Origin of the sequence: Psychroserpens sp., from assembly GCF_047633235.1 — a bacterium.
Classification (GTDB): Bacteria; Bacteroidota; Bacteroidia; order Flavobacteriales; family Flavobacteriaceae; genus Psychroserpens.
In genome coordinates, this window is the sequence record NZ_JBLIET010000094.1 from 1 (window position 1) to 3680 (window position 3680).

The following is a 3680-nucleotide window of genomic DNA, read 5'->3' on the forward strand; positions in this document are numbered from 1 at the left end:
CGAAACAGTTGAATTATTTATTTGTCGAAGATTAATGGAATATTACAACTATATAAAAGCTTTACACCTCATTTTTATCGTGACGTGGTTTGCTGGCTTATTTTACATCCCAAGATTATTTGTGTATCAAATTGAGGCGTTTTATAAACCATCTCCAGACAAGGAAATTTTAGGAAAGCAACTAAAGTTAATGACAAAGCGCCTATGGAATATCATCACTTGGCCATCAGCAATTTTAGCGACTCTTTTTGCAATATGGTTGATCGTTCTACAACCTATATGGTTAGAGCAATCATGGATGCAAGTGAAGTTAGTTTTTGTTGCCCTATTGATTTTGTATCATTTAAAAACACATCAATATTATAAACAATTGCAAAACGACGACGTTAGAAAAACGTCTAATTTTATGCGTCTTTGGAACGAAGGCGCTACCTTTATTTTATTTGCAGTGGTGTTTCTAGTTATTCTAAAAAGTGCCATTAACTGGATATTTGGTGTTGTCGGAATTATAATTTTAGGTATTTTACTCATGCTAGGGTTTAAAATCTATAAAAAGATAAGAAGTAAAAATCCAGAGGCGTAATGTTGTCAAATTCTAAAGTAGAAAATATCAGAGTTTATCACCCTTATTAGTTAATGGGTTTTTAGCTTTTTAAATTGGATAACACGCAAAATGCTTTTGGTTTAATTATTGTTATGTGTATTGAAACTTATTTTAATAATAGGTACCCGTTTTTACGAGCAATTATATGAAGTTAAACAAACTGTCTTTACGAGTCCGTATTTTCTTTGCCATGATATTGTTGGTGATTATTGCATCTGTATTAATTGCAGTTGTGACCATTTATCAATACAATGAAGAGGCGAGAGATTACCATAAAGAACGATTAGAGCGAAAGGAAACAGCTATAATTAGCGACATTAACTATGTTATTAGAGAAACAACGTATCCTGTAGAAACTGAGAAAGTACCGCTCATTTTTAAGGATGAAATTTATCGTATTGACGCTATTCATGGTTTACGAGTCCTTTTATATGATTTAGAGGGGACACTTTTAAAATCATCAAAAGCTAGTATTACTAAAGACTCTGTTGTGAGCTGCATTGATGTTGATATTTTAAATGAAATTTCAAATAGTGCAGATCATAGATTTGTGGTTAATAATGAAAAAAATGGCGAAACGTTTCAGTCCTCATATACTTATATTTTTGATATAAGATCTAAACCGCTAGCAATATTAAATCTACCCTATTTAGAGAATGATGATTTTCTAAACAAAGAACTTAATGAGTTTTTAGAGCGTTTGGCTTATGCCTATGTTTTTATGCTATTAATTGCTATTCTATTAGCGCTGTTGTTGTCAAAATATATTACTAGAACGCTCAAAACTATTTCAGATAAAATCAATGAAACGCGTTTAGAAAAGCGAAATAAAAGAATAGACATCTCCTCTTCAAGTGAAGAGATTTCAACTTTAGTCAACTCTTATAACAGTATGATTGATGAACTTGAGGAAAGTGCTGTGAAGCTAGCCACTAACGAAAGAGAGCAAGCTTGGAGAGAGATGGCGAAGCAGGTCGCACATGAAATTAAAAATCCATTAACACCAATGCGACTGAGCGTTCAAAGTTTTCAAAGAAAATTTGATCCTGAGGATGAACATATTCATCAAAAAGTAGATGAGTATAGCCAGACATTGATTCAGCAAATTGATACAATGAGTTCTATTGCCTCTGCATTTTCAAATTTTGCTAAAATGCCAGCGCAACAAAACGAGACACTAAATGTAGTCAACATCGTTAAGTTAGGTCTAGATATTTTTAGTGAAGATTATATTGTGTTTTCTTCGGAAGAAGATGAAATCATGGTAAATTTTGATCGTACACAGTTAATTCGTGTGGTTACTAATTTGGTTAAAAATGGGATTCAGGCGATTCCTGATGACAGGGAAAATCCAAGAATTGAAGTTAAGGTTATTTCCGAAGACCAGACTGTTAAGGTTACGGTGGCTGATAATGGTGTGGGAATTTCTGAAGAGAATAAAATTAAAATATTTGAACCTAAATTTACGACTAAAACTAGCGGAATGGGATTAGGCTTAGCCATGGTAAAAAACATTGTTGAAACTTACAAAGGAAATATTAATTTTACATCCCAATTAGGAGTTGGAACCACTTTTACCGTTACATTTCCGAAGAAATAATTATAGTCCTGCTAAGGAAGGGGGTTCTCTAAGTCATTAAGAGAGAGCCATAGCATTAGCACTACATTTTACAAATGTGTTTTTAAACAATATATTAACTAGATTCTCGATTTCTCGGGAACGAAAATAAATTTTTGATGAATTACGATACTATTTTAAGTACTACAAATAACGGGATTACTACAATCACGGTGAATCGACCAAATAAACTTAACGCGCTCAATAAAGCAACTATTGGAGAGCTTCATAGTGCTTTTAAAGCAGCTGGAAAGGATAAAGACACTAAAGTAATTATTATCACAGGTAGTGGTGAAAAGGCATTTGTAGCAGGTGCAGATATTAGTGAATTTGCAGATTTTGATATTAAAAATGCAGAGAAATTGGCAGCAGAAGGTCAAAAGATGCTGTTTGATTATATTGAAAACTTATCAACTCCAGTTATTGCAGCGGTAAATGGTTTTGCACTTGGAGGTGGTTTAGAGTTAGCGATGGCCTGTCATTTTAGAGTCGCGAGTACTAATGCAAAAATGGGACTTCCTGAGGTTTCTCTTGGCGTCATTCCTGGTTATGGAGGTACACAACGATTACCACAGTTAGTAGGTAAGGGGCGAGCTATGGAAATGGTAATGACTGCGGGAATGATTGATGCTAATAAAGCTCTAGAATATGGATTAGTTAACCATGTAACATCTCAAGAAGAGCTTATTGCTTTAGCCGAAAAAATTGCGGGTAAAATAATGCGAAATTCTTCTGTAGCTATTAAAGGCGCAATCAAAGCTATTAATGCTAACTATAAAGATGGTATTGACGGGTACAATACCGAAATCAAACAATTTGGGAAGTGTTTTGGTACCGAAGATTTTAAGGAAGGCACTACTGCTTTTTTGGAGAAGCGTAAGGCTGAGTTTCCTGGGAAGTAATTGAAGGTGTTTATTTTCAATATGTGTAATCTATTGCGTGTTATGCGTTCTGCTAATTCCGAAGGGAGAATATGAATACAGTAGTTCATTAAATAACAATAAAACACAAAAAAGCCACTATTTTCATAGTGGCTTTGTATGCTCCTCTTCTAAGACTCGAACTTAGGACCCTCTGATTAACAGTCAGATGCTCTAACCAACTGAGCTAAAGAGGAAGGTTACTAATCGCGTTAGCGAGCGCAAATATATAGTATTTTTTAAGTTTGTCAAAACGTCTTTTAGATTTTATTTTTTTTTTTTTTAAATAAAAATTTAAATCTAAGTTTCACGCTGTAAATCAATGTTTTAATTTATTGATAATAAACATTATTTTTAGAAATAATTTAATTTTTTTCTAAATCCAGTCGTTAATATTGGCAGACAGTACCATGGCTATTAATAGAATGAACCCCACCAATTGAGCCCGCTCCAAAAACTTCTCGTTTGGCGCTTTACCTGAGATCATTTCATATAATAAAAACATCACATGACCACCATCTAAAACAGGTATTGGTAA

General features: G+C 33.6%; 4 protein-coding genes and 1 tRNA gene. 3 read left to right on the plus strand and 2 right to left on the minus strand.

All coding sequences use genetic code 11. The features are described 5' to 3' along the window. Positions 1-34: 34 nt before the first annotated feature. The 3 genes from ACJAZK_RS14875 to ACJAZK_RS14885 all read left to right on the plus strand — a co-directional run bounded on the left by ACJAZK_RS14875 (position 35) and on the right by ACJAZK_RS14885 (position 3124). The gene (locus ACJAZK_RS14875) at positions 35-583 is read left to right on the plus strand and encodes a CopD family protein (protein ID WP_415224724.1); all 549 of its coding nucleotides are present in this window, start codon (positions 35-37) and stop codon (positions 581-583) included. A 166-nt stretch (positions 584-749) separates the two neighbouring features. Next, the gene (locus tag ACJAZK_RS14880; RefSeq protein ID WP_415224722.1) at positions 750-2204 is read left to right on the plus strand and encodes a sensor histidine kinase; all 1455 of its coding nucleotides are present in this window, start codon (positions 750-752) and stop codon (positions 2202-2204) included. A gap of 137 nt (positions 2205-2341) precedes the next feature. Beyond that, entirely contained in the window at positions 2342-3124 is a 783-nt protein-coding gene (locus ACJAZK_RS14885; protein ID WP_415224723.1) for an enoyl-CoA hydratase/isomerase family protein, read from the plus strand. A 141-nt stretch (positions 3125-3265) separates the two neighbouring features. Here ACJAZK_RS14885 and ACJAZK_RS14890 read toward each other — a convergent pair. Both ACJAZK_RS14890 and ACJAZK_RS14895 read right to left on the minus strand, forming a co-directional pair. Continuing rightward, positions 3266-3339, minus strand: a tRNA-Asn gene (locus ACJAZK_RS14890). 179 nt (positions 3340-3518) lie between these two features. After that, the coding region (locus tag ACJAZK_RS14895; RefSeq protein ID WP_415224725.1) for a site-2 protease family protein at positions 3519-3680 on the minus strand (162 nt) is incomplete at its 5' end.

Bases quoted from the DNA above. Each gene is read 5' to 3' on its own strand.
- ACJAZK_RS14885 (WP_415224723.1), top strand. From the start codon at position 2,342: ATGAATTACGATACTATTTTAAGTACTACAAATAACGGGATTACTACA.
- ACJAZK_RS14880 (WP_415224722.1), top strand. From the start codon at position 750: ATGAAGTTAAACAAACTGTCTTTACGAGTCCGTATTTTCTTTGCCATG.
- ACJAZK_RS14875 (WP_415224724.1), top strand. From the start codon at position 35: ATGGAATATTACAACTATATAAAAGCTTTACACCTCATTTTTATCGTG.